Annotated in this window: 18 protein-coding genes and 2 tRNA genes; 10 read left to right on the top strand and 10 right to left on the bottom strand. The window is 60.2% G+C overall.

Going from position 1 to position 19159, the window contains the following annotated elements; all coding sequences use genetic code 11:
- Positions 1-78 precede the first annotated feature (78 nt).
- Genes ACR0EZ_RS01305 through ACR0EZ_RS01295 form a run of 3 tightly spaced genes read left to right on the top strand, consistent with a single transcriptional unit; the run spans position 79 to position 3036 of the window.
- Positions 79-1872: a pilus assembly protein TadG-related protein gene (locus tag ACR0EZ_RS01305; RefSeq protein WP_480609993.1), complete on the top strand. Its 1794-nt coding sequence runs from the start codon at positions 79-81 to the stop codon at positions 1870-1872.
- Positions 1869-2459, top strand: a complete 591-nt coding sequence (locus ACR0EZ_RS01300; RefSeq protein ID WP_480609992.1) for a TadE/TadG family type IV pilus assembly protein — start codon at positions 1869-1871, stop codon at positions 2457-2459. The genes ACR0EZ_RS01305 and ACR0EZ_RS01300 overlap by 4 nt, the downstream gene beginning before the upstream one ends.
- Positions 2446-3036, top strand: coding sequence for a TadE/TadG family type IV pilus assembly protein (locus ACR0EZ_RS01295; protein ID WP_480609991.1), 591 nt, complete (start codon positions 2446-2448; stop codon positions 3034-3036). Before ACR0EZ_RS01300 ends, ACR0EZ_RS01295 begins: the two co-directional genes overlap by 14 nt.
- On the opposite strand, the gene ACR0EZ_RS01290 is transcribed toward ACR0EZ_RS01295, so the two are convergent.
- Positions 3033-3500, bottom strand: coding sequence for a hypothetical protein (locus ACR0EZ_RS01290; RefSeq protein ID WP_480609990.1), 468 nt, complete (start codon positions 3498-3500; stop codon positions 3033-3035). The two genes, ACR0EZ_RS01295 and ACR0EZ_RS01290, sit on opposite strands and share 4 nt — an antisense overlap.
- Before the next feature lie 157 nt (positions 3501-3657).
- Between ACR0EZ_RS01290 and ACR0EZ_RS01285 the strand changes: the two genes are divergently transcribed.
- Complete coding sequence (locus ACR0EZ_RS01285; protein ID WP_480609989.1) at positions 3658-4569, top strand: pirin family protein; 912 nt, start codon at positions 3658-3660, stop codon at positions 4567-4569.
- A 24-nt stretch (positions 4570-4593) separates the two neighbouring features.
- On the opposite strand, the gene ACR0EZ_RS01280 is transcribed toward ACR0EZ_RS01285, so the two are convergent.
- Positions 4594-5181 (bottom strand): TetR/AcrR family transcriptional regulator, encoded by a 588-nt coding sequence (locus ACR0EZ_RS01280; RefSeq protein WP_480609988.1) that lies wholly within the window; start codon positions 5179-5181, stop codon positions 4594-4596.
- Positions 5182-5282: 101 nt separating this feature from the next.
- Between ACR0EZ_RS01280 and ACR0EZ_RS01275 the strand changes: the two genes are divergently transcribed.
- The 6 genes from ACR0EZ_RS01275 to ACR0EZ_RS01250 all read left to right on the top strand — a co-directional run bounded on the left by ACR0EZ_RS01275 (position 5283) and on the right by ACR0EZ_RS01250 (position 10092).
- The gene (locus ACR0EZ_RS01275) at positions 5283-5531 is read left to right on the top strand and encodes a hypothetical protein (RefSeq protein ID WP_480609986.1); all 249 of its coding nucleotides are present in this window, start codon (positions 5283-5285) and stop codon (positions 5529-5531) included.
- 117 nt (positions 5532-5648) lie between these two features.
- Entirely contained in the window at positions 5649-6935 is a 1287-nt protein-coding gene (locus ACR0EZ_RS01270; RefSeq protein WP_480609985.1) for a homoserine dehydrogenase, read from the top strand.
- Positions 6936-7004: 69 nt separating this feature from the next.
- Positions 7005-7988, top strand: coding sequence for a class II fructose-bisphosphatase (gene glpX, locus ACR0EZ_RS01265; RefSeq protein WP_480609983.1), 984 nt, complete (start codon positions 7005-7007; stop codon positions 7986-7988).
- A gap of 91 nt (positions 7989-8079) precedes the next feature.
- Positions 8080-9822 carry a single-stranded-DNA-specific exonuclease RecJ gene (gene recJ, locus ACR0EZ_RS01260; RefSeq protein WP_480609982.1) on the top strand — a complete coding sequence of 581 codons (1743 nt, stop codon included), beginning with the start codon at positions 8080-8082 and terminating at the stop codon, positions 9820-9822.
- Positions 9823-9920: 98 nt separating this feature from the next.
- A tRNA-Glu gene (locus ACR0EZ_RS01255) sits at positions 9921-9995 on the top strand.
- 22 nt (positions 9996-10017) lie between these two features.
- A tRNA-Glu gene (locus ACR0EZ_RS01250) sits at positions 10018-10092 on the top strand.
- 7 nt (positions 10093-10099) lie between these two features.
- On the opposite strand, the gene ACR0EZ_RS01245 is transcribed toward ACR0EZ_RS01250, so the two are convergent.
- The 8 genes from ACR0EZ_RS01245 to ACR0EZ_RS01210 form a co-directional block, all read right to left on the bottom strand.
- Entirely contained in the window at positions 10100-11941 is a 1842-nt protein-coding gene (locus ACR0EZ_RS01245; RefSeq protein WP_480609980.1) for a V-type ATP synthase subunit A, read from the bottom strand.
- The gene (locus ACR0EZ_RS01240) at positions 11938-12630 is read right to left on the bottom strand and encodes a hypothetical protein (RefSeq protein WP_480609978.1); all 693 of its coding nucleotides are present in this window, start codon (positions 12628-12630) and stop codon (positions 11938-11940) included. Before ACR0EZ_RS01240 ends, ACR0EZ_RS01245 begins: the two co-directional genes overlap by 4 nt.
- A 1-nt stretch (position 12631) precedes the next feature.
- The gene (locus tag ACR0EZ_RS01235; protein ID WP_480609976.1) at positions 12632-13309 is read right to left on the bottom strand and encodes a hypothetical protein; all 678 of its coding nucleotides are present in this window, start codon (positions 13307-13309) and stop codon (positions 12632-12634) included.
- A complete protein-coding gene (locus ACR0EZ_RS01230; RefSeq protein WP_480609974.1) occupies positions 13309-13752 on the bottom strand; it encodes an ATP synthase subunit C in 444 nt (147 codons plus the stop codon). The genes ACR0EZ_RS01235 and ACR0EZ_RS01230 overlap by 1 nt, the downstream gene beginning before the upstream one ends.
- Positions 13749-15545: a V-type ATP synthase subunit I gene (locus ACR0EZ_RS01225; RefSeq protein ID WP_480609972.1), complete on the bottom strand. Its 1797-nt coding sequence runs from the start codon at positions 15543-15545 to the stop codon at positions 13749-13751. The genes ACR0EZ_RS01230 and ACR0EZ_RS01225 overlap by 4 nt, the downstream gene beginning before the upstream one ends.
- On the bottom strand, positions 15542-16147 hold the full coding sequence (locus tag ACR0EZ_RS01220) for a V-type ATP synthase subunit D (protein ID WP_480609970.1): 606 nt from the start codon (positions 16145-16147) through the stop codon (positions 15542-15544). Before ACR0EZ_RS01220 ends, ACR0EZ_RS01225 begins: the two co-directional genes overlap by 4 nt.
- Positions 16125-17486 (bottom strand): V-type ATP synthase subunit B, encoded by a 1362-nt coding sequence (locus tag ACR0EZ_RS01215; protein WP_480609968.1) that lies wholly within the window; start codon positions 17484-17486, stop codon positions 16125-16127. The genes ACR0EZ_RS01220 and ACR0EZ_RS01215 overlap by 23 nt, the downstream gene beginning before the upstream one ends.
- Before the next feature lie 175 nt (positions 17487-17661).
- Positions 17662-18999 carry an MATE family efflux transporter gene (locus ACR0EZ_RS01210; protein WP_480609966.1) on the bottom strand — a complete coding sequence of 446 codons (1338 nt, stop codon included), beginning with the start codon at positions 18997-18999 and terminating at the stop codon, positions 17662-17664.
- Positions 19000-19159: the final 160 nt, after the last annotated feature.

Genomic DNA, 19159 nt, shown 5'->3' with positions numbered 1-19159 from the left:
TCGGGATTGGTAAAACGGAAGAATTTTGGCGTTCGTCGATGGCTTCGGGATTCTTTTCTAAACCGCGAAGGCGGCGCCATGACTCCGATGACGCTGGGCTTTCTGATGATCATCATTACCGTCACGGGTTTTGCCGTTGACGTGATGCGCTACGACCGCGAGCGCGCCAGATTGCAATATGCCCTGGACCGGGCGGTTCTGGCTGCTGCCGACCTGGATCAGGATCTGTGCCCCGAGGACGTCATCCGCGACTATCTAAACAAAGAAGGTCTGGATCAGTTCCTCGCCTATATCGACGTGCAGCCCAACGTATGTGGCTCTACCGCCGTGACGATCGATGGCTATCGTCGGGTCGAGGCTATCGTAAGAATGGACGTGCCCACTCACTTCATGGGAATGGCAGGCATTTGGGGGACTGACGGTCTGAAAAACCCCACAATTCTGGCCCAGGTCCACAGTGTCGCTGAAGAATCTATCGACGACGTCGAGATTTCGCTGGTGTTGGACGTTTCCGGTTCGATGAACAGCTATAGCCGCCTGACAAACCTGAAGCGAGCCGCTACCGAATTTGTGCAGGAAATGGCAGACAAGACCGAAGATGGCAAATTGTCGATCTCGGTCATACCATACGCAACTCAGGTTGCTGTCTCGGACAGCCTTATGAACAGCCTGCAGGCCAATTTCATGTCGGGCGCTCCGTCGCCGGGATCGGCTTTCACCGGAGTGAACGAATACGCAAACTGTCTGAACTTTACGAGCGATGAGTTCAACACAAGCTCTTTCGACCTGGACATGATCCGGCCCCGTACGCTGCATTTCACGCCGTGGTCCACTTATGATCGCCGCCCGACAAACGACATTGTGTACAACGAAGTCTGCGACCGTCGCACGAACCGTGAAGTGGAGACATTGCAGAAAGATCCCGCAACGCTGAACGCATTCATCAACAATCTTGAGGCTTCGGGTAACACCTCAATCGACCTTGGTCTGAAATGGGGCCTGACCCTGCTTGACCAGAGCTTTCAGCCCGTTGCGGCCGATCTTGCGGCGAACAACGAAATTCCTTCAGAATTCGCGACCCGGCCGAACACCTATGCCAGCAATGACGCCATGAAGGTTGTTGTTCTGATGACGGACGGCGCGAACACAACGCAATATAAGGTCAAAGAACCCTATCGTGAGGGCGTGTCAAACCTGTGGTGGCACCGCCTTGAGGGCAACTATTCCACTTATGACTACGCCAGAGAAATGTACTATTGGCACGATGTCCCCAACTACGAGTGGGATAGCAACCGCGGATTTTATTGGGCCCGAGAGGTTTGGCAGCAATGCCCCTACGGTGGGTACCAAGGCACTGACCCATATCTGGTCAGAGCTCAGCCGGACTGCCCCAACTCGTACACTGAAGCACGCTGTACTGGTTGGCGTCAGAATGCCAGCGGAGCTTACGAATGTACGTCGTTTGACACCAACTTCACCCGTGAGATTTTCGTAACTGACAGTGCAGGAAACGAAATTAACTCTACGGTACTGGAATGGCCAGACGTCTGGAAACGCACGACACACCGCGCAATTCGCGACCTTTTCAGAGAATCTCTGGGAACCACAGCTGGTAACAACTGGTACAACAATGCGGTCGAGTACATTGGGCGCAGCACCAAAGACGCTCGGGCACGCGCGCTCTGCGCCAATGCGGCCAGCAAGAACATCGTTGTGTTTACCATCGCCTTCGAAGCTCCGGACGCCGGCAAATCACTGCTGAAAGACTGCAGCAGTGACGACGGTGCCTATTACGAAGCGACCGGCGATCAGATCGTGGACGTATTTGCCTCGATCGGGTCCAGCATCCGCAGCCTAAGGCTTACCCAATGATAACGCGCCTTTTCTCAAGTTTTCGCCGCTTTCGTAAGAATGAAGAAGGCACGTCGACCATCGAATTCGTGATGTGGTTTCCGATTTTCTTGATGAGCACCTATTCGGGCGTGGAGTACGGAATCCTTTCGTACAACCATGCCAACCTTGAACGGGCTCTGGACGAGATCATTCAGGATGTTCGCATGAACAAGATCGAAAAATACGATCCCTCGCCAAATGCAAGCTGGTCGCACACACTGCTCAAAGAAGAGATCTGCAAGAAGGCGGGGGCGATCCCCGATTGCTTCGCCAATCTCTCGGTAGAAATGCAAAGCTTTGATCCAATGGACGACCCAAACGCGGCTGGCAACGAAGCTCTGTTTACCTTTGAACCACTGTGTCTCGATACACCCGAAGAAATTCGTGAGCCTGACGACAGGATTTTTGAAGTGGGTGCTTCGAACGAACTAATGATCATTCGGGCCTGCGTCGAAGTTAAGCCACTAATCGTCGGCTCTACGCTTTCTCAGCAGCTCCGCAAACACAAAGAAAATGGTCGTTATCAATTGCATGCAATGTCGGTGTTTGTCCATGAGCCCAACTAAGCACTCCCCCCGCAAAAAGGTCTCACGGTTCTTCACTCGTCTGTGGCGAAGGGAAGACGGCGGCGCGGTTTCGATCGAGGCGATCCTGATGCTTCCCCTGCTCTTCTGGGGCATGTGGTCCACTCTTTCGTATTTTGACGGATATCGCCAAAGTTCGCGGAATCTAAAGGCGACATATGCGCTAGCGGATATCGTCTCTCGTGAAAGTCGCGAGATGAACAATCAGTATATCGACACAATGTATGAACTGTTGCAGGCCATGCTGGCGTCCCGTTCGGACGTATCCATGCGCATTTCGTTTATTCGCAAGGATCCGGACGACGGGCATGTGGTCGAATGGTCCTGTGAACGCGGCGTCTACTTCACCGAGTGGAATACCGAGACCTTTCAAGGAATTTTGGATCGCATTCCAACGATGGCCGATGACAGTACCATGATTCTCGTCGAGGCCCGGGATTGGTACACGCGCCCGTTCAAAACGGGTTTTGGGGACAATTCCTTCCCCATGGAGAACTTCATATTCACGCACCCGCGCGGCTACACCAACATCAACAATCCCGATTGTGAAGTCACCTAGCCTTCAGCCAATCTCACTAACAGAACATCAGCCATAACTTTGGTTTCGGCGGCGGCTGTCATGCCGCCAATGCCCACTCGGTGACCCACGCACCACCACAAACCCGGGGCCCAGCTGGTCGCCTGTTTGCTGCGTGTCCGGATCACAAATCCGTTTGAGGGTTTGAAGGCCAAAAACCCACGGTCAACCGCCTCGATATCCTGAACCTTTGCGATCAGAACCCCCTGCCCCGTTCTCAGCTCCGACCGGGTGAGCTCGATACGGTCGAACGCGACCTGCCACATGCGATACGACAGCCAGAAGGCGCCGCCGCCGAAGACAAGCAGAAATGCCTGCCAGAACGGTTCAGGAGGCGCCGCAAACGCCACATAGATCACCGAGGCCCCCACAAGGATCAACAGCCCGACCCCGGTCCACCGTCTGGCGGATGACGCCCGGATTGTTGCCAGAACTTCGTCCTGCATTGATGCCTCCTGTCTGCTCTGCCCTGATGTAGCGGGTTTTTGGCGCGGACAACAGGTCGGGATCGCTTTAACATTTCTGCACAGAGCCGGTGTTTTGCCGCAAATTGACCGCATGGATGCAGAGGTTACATGCTGTTCACACGAACAGGAGGCGACCATGTCCTTAAGACCTACACTGGAAACCCGGAAATCCGTCCCGACGATGGAAGGCGCAGGTGTGAAACTGCACCGTGCCTTCGGGTTTCAGGACCCCTCGGAATTCGACCCGTTTCTGCTGTTTGACGATTTCCGGAACGAACATCCGCGTGATTATCAGCCCGGGTTCCCATGGCATCCTCATCGGGGGATCGAGACAATCACCTATGTGCTGGCCGGAACGGTCGAGCATTCGGATTCGCTGGGTAACAGCGGCACGTTGGGGGCGGGCGATGTGCAATGGATGACCGCCGGATCGGGCATTTTGCACCAGGAGATGCCGCACGGGAACAACGCGGGCCAGATGCATGGGTTTCAGCTGTGGGGCAATCTGCCTTCGGACCAGAAGATGACGGCCCCGCGCTATCAGGATGTGCAAAGCAGGGACATCCCCGAAATCACGGATGACGACGGAACCACGGTGCGGGTCGTCGTGGGGGAATTCTGGGGCAAAACCGGACCGGTCGATGGCATCGCGGCGGACCCGCAATATCTGGATATCCAGATCCCCGCGGGCGTGAAAAAGACCTTTCGCATCGACACCTACCGGCGCGCCTTTGCCTATGTGTTTCAGGGGCAGGCCGCCTTTGCCGACGCCTCGCAGCCCACCGGTGTCTTGCTGGAGAAAGAGGTCGCGGGGCAAGAGGTCAACATCCGCGACATGTCCGGCGACCGGACGCTTGTGCGCTTTGGCACCGGGGATGAAATCACCGTTCAGGCCGGACCGGAAGGCGTGCGGTTCCTGCTGATCTCGGGCGCTCCGATTGACGAGCCTGTGGCGTGGCACGGACCGATTGTCATGAACACCCGCGCCGAGCTTGAACAGGCGTTTCAGGAATTGCGCAACGGGACCTTTATTCGCCCGGCCCACTAAACCTAGCGCCTGACCCGGTTCGGGTCAGGCGGTTACCGCACGGCGGACCATGTCCCAATAAATCTGCTCGACCTCGTCCAGCGACAACCGCCCCCCTGCCCGATACCAGGTCATGACACCGTTCAGCATGGCGATCACCGCCAGTGCAGTGATCTTGGTGTCCGAGATGGAAAACAGACCCGCCTGCTGGCCGTCATGCAGGATGCTTTCCAGCGCGTTTTCATATTGCCTGCGCAGATCCTCGATCTCGGCAAAGTTCTCGGGCGTCAGGTTGCGCAGCTCCATATAGGCGATGAAAACCTCATCCGGGCGCTGCAGGTGGAACCGGATGTGAAACCCGACGAACCGGCGCAGCGCGTCCTGCGCAGTGCCGTCTTTGTCCAACGCGTCATAGGCCGCCAGAAGTTCCTGCATGTGTTCGCGCATCAGCCGGTACAGCAGGCTTTGCTTGTCGGGTGTGTAGTTGTAAAGCGCCCCGGCCTGCACGCCGACCTGAGCTGCGATCTGGCGCATCGACACCGCCGCGTAACCATGGCGCGCAAAAAGTCCCAGCGCCGCTTTCCGGATGCGCGGGCCGGTAATGTCGGAATGTGATCCTTGCGTTCTTGCCATATGCGCACCGTATCTGAACAATCGTTCAAATAGAACCCTGCTTGAACCGGTCCGATAAACCGTGCATCACAGGGCTGAGACCGCTATCGAAAGGGTTTGCCGTGAAGCCTCTGCCCCTGCTGGCATTGTTAATCCTCTGCGCTGGCTGCGCTGACTTTCCCGAACTGGAAGGCAGCGAACCAGCCTCGGTGAAATCGGCCCGCTACCCGCGCCTTATCCCGCTGCAGGACACGCTTGGCCCGCCGGTGGACCCGATCAGCGAGGCCACCGAGGTCGAAGAAGACCTGACCGCCCGCAGCGAAGCGCTGTCGAAAAAGGCGCAGGCCCTGCAAAACGCCCAGATCAACTGATCGCACTGGCCTAAGGCCCTCTGACGGATTGCACCCTTGGCCTGAACCGGCTAAGGCAGCGCTGAACGGACGACGGGTCCGAAATCAGAAAATTTCGAGCGGAAAGGAACCCACGGAATGACACAGGCGCTGCGGCTGGGAATTGCGGGCTTGGGAACGGTCGGGGTGGGTGTCGTCAGGATCGTCCGCCGCCATGCAGAGCTGTTGCAGGCACGGACCGGTCGTCCGATCGAAATCGTGGCGGTCTCTGCGCGCGATGCCAGCAAGGATCGCGGCATCAGCTTGTCGGATTATGCCTGGGAAACCGACCCGGTTGCTCTGGCCAAACGCGATGACATTGACGTGTTTGTCGAACTAATGGGCGGCGAGAACGGCCCGGCCAAAGCCTCGGTCGAGGCTGCACTGGCCAGTGGCAAGGATGTGGTTACGGCCAACAAGGCGCTGCTGGCGATCCACGGGCAGCAGCTTGCCGAAATGGCTGAGGCCGAAGGTCGCGTGATCCGGTTCGAGGCCGCCGTGGCAGGTGGCATCCCGGTCATCAAATCGCTGACCGAAGGGCTGGCCGGAAACGACATTACCCGCGTCATGGGCGTGATGAACGGCACCTGCAACTACATCCTGACCCGGATGCAGTCGCAGCAGCTGGGCTATAACGCTCTGTTCGAAGAATGCGCCCAGCTTGGCTATCTGGAAGCCGATCCTAACCTTGATGTCGGCGGCATCGACGCGGCACATAAGCTGGCGCTGCTGTCCTCGATTGCCTTTGGCACCAAGCCAAATTTCGACGGGATCGAGATCGAGGGCATCCAGCAGATCAGCCTGGATGACATCCATCAGGCTAACGACATGGGCTACCGGATCAAACTGCTGGGCGTAGCGCAGCGCACCGCACGCGGGCTGGAGCAGCGGATGCAGCCCTGTCTGGTGCCGAGTGACTCGCCTCTGGGTCAGTTGGAAGGTGGCACCAATATGGTCGTGCTGGATGGCGACGCGGTCGATCAGATCGTTTTGCGCGGCCCGGGCGCAGGCGAAGGCCCGACCGCCAGTGCGGTGATGGGCGATGTCTGCGACCTGGCGCGTGGGCTGCACATTCCGACCTTCGGGCGCCCCGCCACTTCGTTGCAAGATGCGCGGCCCGCCGTGACCGGCCTGCCTGCACCATATTATTTGCGGCTGGCTCTGCTGGACAAACCCGGCGCGCTGGCCAAGGTGGCCGCTATTCTGGGCGATGCCGGTGTCTCGATCGACCGTATGCGCCAGTACGCGCATGCCGAAAGCACCGCGCCGGTGCTGATCGTCACCCACAAGACAACACGCACAACGCTGGACGTCGCCTTAGAGGGTCTGCGCGACACCGATGTCATCGCTGGCGAGCCCGTTGCCTTGCGGATTGAAGAGGTTTGAGCTTGCGGCCTGCATGAAACGCAAGCTATGCCGGATATTACGGCTGTATTGACCTAAGGATACCAAAACATGAGTGCTGCCAAGATCGATTTTAACGACCGCCTGCTGTCACTGGGGCTGGCAAGGGTTGCGGAACAGGCTGCACTGGCCTCGGCCTCGCTGGTTGGGCGGGGCGATGAAAAAGCCGCTGATCAGGCTGCGGTGAACGCAATGCGCGAGCAGTTGAACCTGCTGGATATCGCAGGCGTCGTTGTCATCGGTGAAGGGGAACGCGACGAAGCACCGATGCTCTATATCGGCGAAGAGGTCGGCACCGGTAACGGCCCCGGCGTGGACATCGCGCTGGACCCGCTGGAAGGGACCACGCTGACTGCCAAGGACATGCCCAACGCGCTGACCGTGATCGCCATGGGCCCGCGCGGTTCGATGTTGCATGCGCCGGATGTGTATATGGACAAGCTGGCGGTTGGCCCGGGCTATCCCGAGGGCATCGTCAATCTGGACATGAGCCCACGCGAACGGGTCGAAGCGCTGGCCAAGGCGAAAGGCTGCGAACCCGCCGACATCACCGTTTGCATTCTTGAGCGCCCGCGCCATGAGGCAATGATCGCCGAGGTGCGCGAGACCGGCGCCTCGATCCGTCTGATCACCGATGGCGATGTGGCCGGTGTCATGCATTGCGCCGAGAGCGAAGAGACCGGCATCGACATGTATATGGGTCAGGGCGGTGCGCCCGAGGGTGTGCTGGCTGCCGCGGCCCTGAAATGCATGGGCGGGCAGATCTTTGGCCGTCTGCTGTTCCGAAACGATGATGAACGGGGCCGCGCGGCCAAGGCGGGCATTACCGATCTGGACCGCGTCTATGCGCGGGACGAGATGGTCACGGCGGATGTGATCTTTGCCGCTACTGGCGTGACCGGAGGCTCGCTGCTGCCGCGCATCAAGCGCGAACCGGGTTGGGTCGAGACGACGACATTGCTGATGCGGTCCAAGACAGGCTCGGTCCGGCGTATGTCTTACCGCACACCGATGTGGCCGCATAACGAAGCATAGCGGCTTGCGCCGCTGCCTTCGGCGAGAGTATTTGTGAAAAGATGAAGAGGCTGGGTCCGATTGGGTCCGGCCTTGGTGCATGAGGTGAGATGTGGCGTTTTTGGGTGTTGAACAGTCTCTGACCGGGCGGCGGTGGGTTGGCCCCACGCCCGAGGTTGAGCGGGCCGCAGACATGCTGGCGCAACTGGCCGACCTGCCGCGCGCTGTGTGTCAGGTTCTGGCGCGCCGGGGCGTGCCGCCGATGGAGGCGCTGAGTTTTCTGGACCCCAAGTTGAAAGAGCTTTTGCCCGATCCGCGCAGCCTGAAAGACATGGAGACTGCCGCAAGCCGGTTTTTGAATGCCGTGCGCGAACGGCAGAGGATTGCGGTGTTTGCGGACTATGACGTGGATGGCGGCAGTTCGGCTGCTTTGTTGCTGGTCTGGTTGCGCCAGATGGGGCTGCAGGCGACGCTGTATGTGCCCGATCGTATTGACGAGGGCTATGGCCCGAACGTTCCGGCAATGCAGGAGCTTGCGGCGGCCCATGATCTGATCATCTGTGTGGACAGCGGTACCCTCAGCCATGAGCCGATTGCGGCGGCGAAAGGCGCGGATGTGATCGTTCTGGACCACCATCTGGGCGGGGAAACCCTGCCGGATTGCGTGGCTGTCGTGAACCCGAACCGGCAGGATGAAAGCGGCGATCTGGGCTATCTGTGTGCGGCTGGCGTTGTGTTCCTGATGCTGGTCGAAGCGGGCCGGCAATTGCGTGAGGCCGGGGTCAAAAGCCCGGACCTAATCTCGCTTCTGGATCTGGTCGCGCTGGCGACTGTTGCGGACGTGGCCCCCCTGATCGGGGCCAATCGGGCGCTGGTGCGGCAAGGGCTGAAGGTTATGGCGCAAAGGCAGCGGCCCGGTCTGGTGGCTTTGTCGGATGTTGCGCGGATGGATTCGGCGCCCAACAGCTATCATCTGGGGTTTCTGTTGGGACCGCGCGTCAATGCCGGCGGGCGGATCGGCCAAGCCGATCTGGGCGCGCGGTTGCTCAGCACGGACTCGCAACATGAGGCCGAGGCGCTGTCGCAACGGCTGGACGAGTTGAACACCGAACGCCGGGATATCGAAAACGCTGTCCGCGCAGCGGCGCTAGAACAGGCCGAGGAACGGGGGCTGGACGCTCCGCTGGTCTGGGCTGCGGGCGAAGGCTGGCATCCGGGTGTTGTCGGCATCGTCGCATCGCGTTTGAAAGAGGCCGCGAACCGCCCTGCCATCGTCATCGGTTTTGACGGGGATGAGGGCAAAGGCTCGGGCCGGTCGATATCCGGCGTCGATCTGGGCGCGTCGATCCAGCGGCTTGCGTCCGAGGGGCTGCTGGTCAAGGGCGGCGGCCACAAGATGGCTGCCGGGCTGACGGTGATGCGCGATCAGTTGGAACCCGCGATGGCACGGCTGAGCGAGCTATTGGCCAGGCAGGGCGCAGGCGAAGGCGGGCCTGCGGACCTGAAACTCGACGGCACGCTGATGCCCGGCGCGGCCACCGTCGATCTGATCGAACAGATCGAAAAGGCGGGGCCGTTCGGGGCCAGCGCCCCTGCCCCGCGCTATGCCCTGCCCGATCTGCAGGTGCGCTTTGCCAAGCGGGTCGGAGAGACCCACCTGAAACTTTCGCTGTCTGACGGGGTCGGTGGCGGGCTGGACGCAATCGCCTTTGGCGCATTCGACGGCCCGATGGGCGACAAACTGTCCAATCACGGCGGCGCGCGGTTCCATTTTGCGGGACGGCTCGAGGTCAACACCTGGGGCGGACGGCAGAGCGTGCAACTGAGGCTGGAAGACGCCGCCGAGGCGGGCTAGAGCCGGTTTTAACCCCGCCAAAAAACTTTCACATCCCTGCATTTTTCGGCTTGCGGGGGTCTGAGGTAAACCGTAAAAGGCCCCCCACAAGCCAGCGTGGCCCGTTCGTCTATCGGTTAGGACGCCAGGTTTTCAACCTGGAAAGAGGGGTTCGATTCCCCTACGGGCTGCCACTTTTGCTTGTCTGGACCAAATGGCCCGTTCGTCTATCGGTTAGGACGCCAGGTTTTCAACCTGGAAAGAGGGGTTCGATTCCCCTACGGGCTGCCATTTTCCCCTACACTCCGAACTTTTTGCGGCACAGATCTCCGACCTGGTCCCAGATCGACTTGTATTCCGGCGTATTTTCCGCCGCATAGTGGAAGTTCTTCATCAACCCCGTCAACTGCGTGAAAACCTGACGAACCTCGGCCTTGTCGGTGAATTGCGCAGTGGATTGCGTGACGTCGTAGACCAGTTTGAAGGTCATCTTTTGCCGCTCCAGCGGGACGGTTGCATCCACTTTGTCAAAAGCGTCCTGCTGCAGGTAGACCATGTCGACGAACAGCGCCTTTTGCTGGGTCACGAAGTCCTCGATGGTCACGCCCTCTTCGCCAGTGACCTGCATCATCTGGTCGACCTGTTCTCCCTTTTCGATCAGCGCCAGAAGATCGCGCACTTTCCCAGTCCAGCCGGGCTCGGCGTTTTTGTCGTACCAGGCTGATAACTGATCCAGATAGCGCGACCAGCTGAGCATTGGATCAACGGCTGGATAGAAGCGTTTATAGGCGCGTTCGGATGACAGGCCGAGGAAGCATTTCACCGTGGACAGGGTCGACTGCGTGACCGGCTCGTCAAAGTTCCCGCCTGCGGGTGAAACCGTGCCAATCAGGGTCAGGCTACCCAGATCGCCATCGTTGGTTTTGACTGCCCCGGCCCTTTCGTACAGCCCCTTGATCGAGCTTTCCAGATAGGCAGGGAAGCCTTCCTCGCCGGGGATTTCCTCGAGCTTGCCCGAGGTTTCGCGCATCGCTTGTGCCCAGCGGCTGGTGCTGTCGGCAATTAGCAGCACGTCATAGCCCATCTGGCGGTAATATTCGCCCAAGGTAATGCCGGTGAAGATCGACGCCTCGCGCGCGGCGACCGGCATCGAGGAGGTGTTGCAGATGATGATGGTCCGGTCCATCAGGCTGCTGCCTGTAGAAGGATCGGTCATTTTGGGGAATTCGTGGATAGTTTCGACCACCTCACCGGCGCGTTCGCCGCAGGCAACGACAATCACGATATCGACCTTGGTGTTCCGGGCGATCAGGTTCTGCAACACGGTCTTGCCCGCCCCGAACGGCCCCGGAATGCAGGCGGTTCCGCCGCGCGCGATTGGGAAGAACGTGTCGATCAGGCGCTGCGAGGTCAGCACGGGTTCGGTCGGGTAGAGCCGCTCGGACAAGGCGCGTTTCAGGATGTTTTCGGGCAGCGGACGGCGCACCGGCCATTTCTGCGACAGGGTCAGAGTGTGCTCGCCGCCTTGCTCATCCTCGAGCCGTGCGACGATATCGTGGATCGTGGCAGCGCCCTTTTGAACCCAGACAACCTTGTAATCGCCCACCCAGTTAAAGGGCAGCATGATCTTGTGGCTGAAATGCCCCTCGGGAACGGTGCCGATACTGTCCCCGGCTGTGACCGTGTCGCCCACTTTCACGGTTGGCGAAAAAGACCACTTGGCCTGATCGTCCAGCGGCGCAACATCCGCGCCGCGCGGCAGGAAGGTTCCGAACTCGGCGGCCACTTTCGGCAAGGGCGATTGCAACCCGTCAAAGACCTGCCCCAGCAAGCCCGGCCCCAGTTCGACCGACAGCAACTGGCCGGATTGCTCGACCGGGTCGCCGACGGCGACGCCATCGGTGCTTTCATAGACCTGCACATCCGCCGTGTCGCCCCGCACGCGCAGCACCTCGGCTTTGAGCCGTTCCTGACGTCCGCGTGGGCCGGGGCGGGATGGCAGGATGTAGACAACCTCATTTTTGACCAGTTGACCGGGTTGCCCCGAGGCGTCGGGGTTAGCTTGAATCTGCACCAGCCCCTCCTGCACCGAGACGACGCGGGCCGTGGCTGTTTGGGTGGATGAGGTTGGGGCTGTCATGCGCTTGCTCTCTCAAAATCGATATCGGCGACGCCGGACATGGCCTGCTGTGCCAGGGCTTCGAACCGCGTGGCTGCCGCTTGCGTGCTGCTTTGCGCCCAACGGTCGAAAATGTTCCAGATCAGGACGTAGATCGCCACGGCTTCGAAATCGAACATATGGCGCGCGGCGTGGCGTTTCAGTTGCTTGTGACTGACCGACAACAGCAGGCGTTCCAGACCCAGCGGGTCTTCGTTATCCAAAAGCTGCTGCGCCTCTTTCACCCAAGGCATGGCCGTTTCCAGACCGAAACCCGGATCGCCCCAATTCGCTGGTATATGGCGGCTCCAGCGTCCGACGCCGATTGGACCGGGCGGCGCGCCCTCACCCCGTTTCCGCAGGCGCAGGGAAGCAATGGCCGAGCGCAGTTCCATCCGCTCCAGAAACGCTTTCTTCAACGTTGGCTGAGGGATGTCCCGCAGCGCCCGTTTGCAGCGCTGGACCGCCTGCGCATCGGTGACGTCCATGTCATAAGCGCTCCAACTCAGGGTGTGTTCCAGCACGCGCAACACCTGCGCGTCTTCGGGCGTCAGAGCTTTCAGGCGGCGATCCAGCCGGATCCGCGACAGGGGCGGTTGCTTGGCGACAAACAACCGCTCGGACCCCGGCAGGCTGCAGATCAGCGCGATATAGGCGTCGGGGTTGGGCATCCTACCGGATCACCCCTTCCAGAACGGCGCGGAACCGGGGCTGCAGATGTTCCATCAGCAACGAGGCAACGGCCTTATCTGTCAGATCCAGCACCACCCCCTGATCCTCGGCCCGCACACGGATGCCATCCTGAATGTCGTCTGAACTGTGCAGTTCCACATTTTCGCGCAGCATCTTGGCCGTCAGGCCCAGAACATATTTCGTCAGCTTGCCCGACTGAATGTCGTCGGCGTTTTGCTTAATATCTTCCTGCGTGGCGACTTTGGCGGGCAGGATCACATGCACCTTGCCGTCCAGACTGGCTCCTTCCCCCGCACGGCCAACCACTTCGAGGATCATCTGTTTCAGCAGATCGGGGTCGGCCATTTCCTTGGTCACAAGCCGTTCGACATCCTGTTTGAACCGATCCGTCAGCCCCGCCTTCATCGTCAGCACCGCATCCCGCATGGCGGTGTTCAGCGCCTCTTCCCCCGCCGCGCGGTAATTGTCAGTGTCTGTGCGGGCCTTTTTCTGGAACGCCTCGGCTTCGCGCTTGGCGTCGGCGACAATGCGCGCGGCTTCGGCCTTAGCCTCGGTGCGCAGCTTCTCGGCCTCGGCCTGACCCGCAGCAACCCCATCGTTGCGCAGCTTGTCGATCAGGGCGTCAACGCCATGTGAAATCGTACCGTCCTGTGCCATTAGCTGATCCCCGCGCTGATGACCAAAGCGAAGACAAAGGCAAAGACCCCGAAGCCTTCGATGATGGCCGCCGGGGCCAGTGCCAGGCCGAATATCTCGGGTTTTTCCTTGGTCGCGTTGATCGCCGCCGCACAAGCCCTGCCCTGCCAGATGCCGCAATAAATCAGCGCGATACCCGACAGGATGCCGATGCCGAACAGGCCGCCCGCATTCTCGGGCGTCACCTCGCGGTTCAGGGTGAACATGATGACGATACCGTAGATCACCATCGTCGACGGAAAGGCCGAGACGCCCACGAAACGGCCATACCCGCCCTCGGTTTCGGTCATCGCGCCGATACTGGCCATTCCGGCGATCGAGCAGCCAATGGCGCTGGCCGCAGCGCCCAGTGCCATCGGCGCATAGATGCCCAGCCAGCCCAATGTCAAAACAAGCTCATTCATTCCTGAACCTCCTTGTGGGCGAACGGGCGAAAGACTGTGCCTTCGTCCGGCAGACCCCATTTAAAGAATTCGATGTAATTGAGGCGTAATCCGTGAACGACGCCGCTCATGATCGCGAGGGCGAAGTTCAGGACATGGCCGACGATCAGGATCAGCAGTCCGAACAGAATGCCCGGCCCCTTCAGCGCATGCATCACCTGCACCGCCAGATCGTTGAACGTTATCGCCAGCGAGGCCGAGGCGAGGCCCAGCGCAAACAGGCGCATATAGCTGAGCACATCGCCGAACGCGCCCATAGCCCCGGCAAGGCTTTGCACCCCCTCGATGAACCGCCACAGCCAGTCGGTTGGTTTGGTGATCACCCGCTCGCTGGAAAACAGCACGATGGCCAGAACCCCCACGCCGATAGTCGCCGCCCCCGGCACCGGTGATTTGCCATTCATATAGCTGAGCCACAGAACGAACCCGCCACTCAGCGCGGCGATCCAGCCCAGATTGGCAATGGCTTTGCGCCGCCCCCACGCCGCCCGCGCGGCCAGAGCGTTTGCGAGTATCAGATGCAGCACACCCACCACGATGGAAAGCAACATCATCGCGTTGAAATTGTTGATATCCAGCACTTTGACCCTGGCCCAGACCGACCCGTCCGGCGGAGATACGCCGAAATAGCTGCCGACCAGAATACCGTACAGAACCGTCGCGGCAGAGATGATCAGACCATAACGCCGCCAAGACCTTTGATCCGCCGAACCCTCCAGCTTCTTCCAAAAGACCAGGAGGCCCAGCAGTATGACCGCGCCGTACCCCGCATCCGCGATGATCATCGCAAAGAAGATCGCGAACGAGGTCGCGACGATGACGCTCGGGTCCCAGTCCCGGTAGCCGGGCACCTGATAGAACAGCGCCAGATCGACGGCGGCACGGCGGTTTTTGGGCTGCTCCAACAAAGTGGGCGGAGCGTCATCCGGCCCCGGTTCCTCGATCAACACAGCTGCGCCGTTTGCGTTCGCCATCTCCAGTACCGCGTCCATTTGATCTTCGGGCACCCAGCCTTGCACGGCGAACACGGCCTCGGCGTCCCGTACTTTTTGCGTCGCATGGGCCAGTTCGGCGGCGCTTTCGGCAACCGACAGGTTGTGCCGCATCAATGTCAGATAGCGCGTCTGCGCGACCCGTTCGGCCTCAAGCGCTTCCAGTTCGATTTCCGCCTCTTCCAACTGCGCTTCCAACTCGTGAATGGGAAGCGACCCGGTATGGGTACGCGGAACCGGCAGAACGTCGTCATCGGGTTCGTCCGGTGCGATCAGAACGGCATAAAGATAGCGGTGATCCTCTTCCAGAATGGCCCAGGGCAGCGTCAATTCGGACAGCGCCGTGCGATGTTTCACGGGCAGTTGGTAGAACCACAGCCGGTTGCCCGCCAAGGCGTCCGTCGGCGGGAAGTCCAGATCCCCCCACGGGCGCACCTGCTCGATGCGATGCGCCAGAAAATCCCGGCGGTCCAAGGTGTCGCGGGTGCGCTGTATCAGGTCGATCACCTTTGGCACGAACCGGTCCATGTCAAATTCGAGGTCACGCTGTATCTGGCGCCGGGGATCGGCAACTTCTGTCAGGAAACGCAGGGCCTTATAGGCCTGTCTTGCCGTGCGGTCGCTGATCTTTTCCGGCTCTTCCGGCGGCGGCACCAACGGCAACACGTGCATGCAGCCCAAATCCTGCAACGCACTTAGCGTATCCCCCTTATGCGCGGCAGGCCCGACCAGAGACATCTTCTTGAGCCGCGCGACGGTCATCTCGCAGCCTCCTGCGCATGTTTGCGCTTCGAGATTTTCGACCGCACCACAGCCTGCATCTGCTCGTCACTCAGATAGATGCGGATTTTCTTGATGTTGGCCTTGGCGCGCGGGATCAGAACCTTTTCGAACAGGTTGACCCGCTGGGTGATCGTGGCCACCGCCTTGTCGAATATCCGCACCCGTTCCTCGGCCACTTTGACGCGCAGGCGGGCTTCGATCATGTCGTGCAACAGGCTGGCGGCGGCATCGACCCAATGCGGTTTGGCCAGCACCGAATAGGGGCGCACGGCAACCTCGATCCGGTCGAGATCGGGCATTTTGACGCCCACCACGTTGACCTCTTTGACCTTGAAGTCTTTCAGCTCGACCAGACCATCCAGATCGATCCCCTGCTGCGCCAGCATGGGCAGCTTTTCTCCGACCTGTTGTGCCAGTTGCTGCACTTCGTCCTGCAGGCGCTGTACATCCTTGCGCGCCTTGACCCGCTCGGCCATCAACTGCTGGCGCTTGAGGTCCAGCGACGGCAGGAACCGCTCATAGCTTTTCAGCTGCGTCTGCTCGCGCGCGAGCGACGATTTATTCAGCTGCAACCGCGCCATCGGCATCCTTGGGGAAATACTTGTCGATCAGGGCCTGTTTCATCAGCAGTTGTTCGGGCGCGAAACATTCGGCCAGGGTTTTCCAGCCCAGATCCAGCGCCTCTTCCAGCGAGATCGAGACGTTGATGTCCATGAACCGCGTGCGGAACAAGTCGCCGAACTTGAGCAACTGGTGATCGTAATCCGACAGATCAAAGGCCATCGCCTGCTTTTGCGCCGCATCGCGGCTTTCGGAATAGAACCGGATCATGGTGTTCATGATCTGCCCGTGATCCTCGCGCGTGGTCTTGCCGATCACGTTCTGTTTGAGACGCGAGAGGCTGCCGAACGGGTCGATCACGCCGGAATGCAGGTAGAACTGGCCTTCGGTGATGTAGCCGGTGTTATCGGGCACCGGATGGGTCACGTCATTGCCGGGCATCGTGGTCACGGTCAGAACGGTGACCGAGCCGCCCTTGGCATAATCGCACGCCTTCTCATACCGCCGTGCCAGTTGCGAATAGAGATCCCCCATATAGCCGCGCTGCGAGGGCACACGTTCCTGGCTGATCCCCACTTCTTTCATCGCGTCGGCATAGGCGGTCATGTCGGTCAGCAGGACCAGCACGCGCTTGCCCTCTTCCACCGCGAATTTCTCGGCCACGGCCAGCGCCATATCGGGGACCAGCAGGCGCTCGACCAGAGGGTCCATCGCCTGATTGACGAACATCACCGTGCGCGCAAACACGCCTGCATCCTCGAAAGAGGTGCGGAAGGTGTGGTAATCGTCAAAGATCAGGCCCAGCCCGCCGAACACCACGACATCGGCGTCCGCCTGAATACCGATGCGGCTGAGGAAGGCGTTGAACGGCTCGCCCGAGACCGAAAAGATCGGGATCTTCTGGCTTTCGACCAGCGTGTTGAACACGTCGATCATCGGAACATCGGTGCGGATCATCTTGTTGGGCACCGCTCGTTCGGCCGGGTTCACTGTCGGGCCGCCGATGTCGATGCGCGGTTCCGCCGACAGGTCCGGCCCGCCGTCGATTGCGGCCCCGGCCCCGTCGAAGACACGCCCCAGAATATTGGCCGAATAGGGTGTTTGCATCGGATGGCCCAGAAAGGTGGCCGTCGCTTCAGTCGAGATTCCCTTGGTGCCGGAAAACACCTGCAGCGTGACCACATCCCGGTCGATGAAAATCACCTGCGCCAGCGTTTTGCGGCCGTCTATCGTTTCTATCACCGCCAGATCGTTGAACCGTACCGCGGCGTCTTCTGTGCCGTCAAAGGGAACGCGGACCTTGATGGTGTCCCCGACAATTTCCAGAATACGGGTAAATTTCAAAAGACTCCGGGACATTATCTATCCTCATGCGCCTAAGTGATTTTCTGAATGGCACTGCGCAGACCAGCAGCGATTTATGCAATCTTACGTGCAGCTTACAACGAATTCACAAATTGGCAAACGAAGATGGCCGAGGCTGCAGAGCCGCCCGAGGTTGAGCGCCCGGCGCAGTGTCCGACCCGGGCGTAGCCTACCACCCCCGGCGTCCGAACAGGGAATGAAAACGGTTCTGATCCTCGAACGGATCAGGCGCCTGCGCGCGTTCCATCCGCGAGACGACCCGCGTCACCAGCACCCAGCTGATCGCCGCAAAGACAACGCCGCCGAAGGCCTGCCCCAACAACACGCCCGAGGCCCCAGCCAGATGAGAACCGATCACCGCAAACACCCAGGTCCCGACCGAGTGACGGCCCCAGTTGACCCATGTGGAATAAACCGGGTGACCCAGATTGTTGAAACTGGCGTTCGAGACGAAGATGACCCCGTTGAAAAACGAGGCCAAAGCCAGCGGACCGCAGAACAGGTAGATCAGCACCCGCGTCTCGCCCTGCGCCTGAAACAGATCGGCAATCGGCGCGCGCAGCAGGAACAGGACCGCAGCCATCCCGAGCACATAAATCGCAGTAAACCTGATGCCCGCCAGAAAGGCGGCGCGGACGCGGCTGAATTGCTCGGCCCCGAAATTCTGGCCGATGATCGGACCAATCGCGCCGGACAGGGCGAAGATGACCGAAAACGCCACCGGCATCAGCCGTCCGATCACAGCCATGCCCGCGACGGCATCTGTGCCGTATTGGGCGATCTCACGCACCACGATGGCGTTGCCGATGGGCGTAGCGACATTGGTCAGCACGGCGGGAATGGCAATCGCGCGCACCGGCCTCAGGTCCTGTACCACTTGCCGCAAAGACGGGCGCGTGAACCCTTTGTGGACCCGCAAAGCCGGCCACAGCGCAGCGATCAGCATGCAGATGCGCGCCAGAACCGAGGCAATCGCGGCACCGTCCAACCCCAACCCGACCGCAAAGATCAAAATCGGGTCCAGCACCGCATTCACAACCCCGCCGTAAATCGTCGCCATCATCGACCGCCGCGCGTCCCCATGCGCGCGCAGGACGGCCATTGCAACCATGGCAAGCGACATGACCCACATCGTCGGCAGGATGATCGAGGCGTATCGGGTGGCGAGCCGCAGAACCTCACCCTCGGCCCCGAGCAAGGACATCAGGAAGCTCAGGTTGATCAGAACCAGAACCGGCGTAACAAGCCCGACGATGACGCCCAGTACCGCAACGCTGGACGCAAACTGCCGCGCCTGATCCGGCCGCCCGCCCCCCAGTTCACGGGCCACCAGTGCCCCGGCGGCGATGGACAGGCCGATGTTGATGGCATTGGTGAAGAACAGCAGCGTCGCGGAGTACCCGACAGCTGCGGCCAGCGCGTCATTGCCCAGCATCGAGATGAAAACCATATCGATGAAGTCCACGGCAAAGATCGCCATCAACCCGACGCTGGTTGTCAGGGACATGCGCGTGACATGCCCCATCAGGCTGCCGCTGAGAAAAACCGCTTTTTTCGGTGACTGACTGGCCATAGCTTTGCCTGCTCTTCCCCTGACCCGCTGGGTCACAGTGTATGCGAGCACGCCGGTCAATCCATAGTCAACCGGGATTTCGCGGCAGCCGCTG

The organism is Ruegeria sp. AK4, assembly GCF_056541025.1.
This window is presented reverse-complemented; position numbering and strand designations above follow the sequence as displayed.